The organism is Cupriavidus sp. FW305-F7, from assembly GCF_058782875.1.
In genome coordinates this window covers 1-522 of record NZ_JBYSYC010000151.1, presented here as the reverse complement: position 1 = coordinate 522, position 522 = coordinate 1, and the positions used below count along the sequence as shown (strand labels likewise).

The 522-nt window shown below is 58.0% G+C and carries 1 protein-coding gene; it reads left to right on the top strand.

Going from position 1 to position 522, the window contains the following annotated elements; genetic code table 11:
* On the top strand, positions 1-431 hold a 431-nt coding region (locus AC3WL8_RS40045), incomplete at its 5' end, for a group II intron maturase-specific domain-containing protein (protein WP_492380275.1).
* Positions 432-522 lie beyond the last annotated feature (91 nt).

Below are 522 nucleotides of genomic sequence, written 5' to 3'. Positions count from 1 at the left end.
TAAAGCAATTGTCGGGCAACTACGGCATGAACCGGATGGACCTGATGGAAAGCCTGAATCGGCAGATCGCTGGCTGGGCTGCCTTCTATCAATACACCGACTACACGGCCACCATGTTCAAGAAACTAGACCGAACGGTCTTCTGGAAACTCGGACACTGGCTCGCGCGCAAGTATCGGCGCGGGTTCAGATCGCTGATGCGCGACTGCATCCGGGCGCCGGAGCCGGGACAGGCTACAACATGGGTGTTACAAGGCCAGAACAGTCGGGGGTGGTATGGGGTGGTGGCGCTTCGGCGTCTGGTTACCAGTCGCAAAGGTCGCTTCACTTGGCGGACCCTGACAGAAAATCCGTACATCCTGCGCGATGAGACACGCCGTACCATCGAGTCGCGCTACCCCGATGTCGCCTTTGCTATGAGCAACACTTGAACGGAGAGCCGGATGCGTTGAGAGGCGCAAGTCCGGTTCGGAGAGGAGAGGCAGGGAAATAGTCCGACTACGCCCTGTCTCTTACTCTACT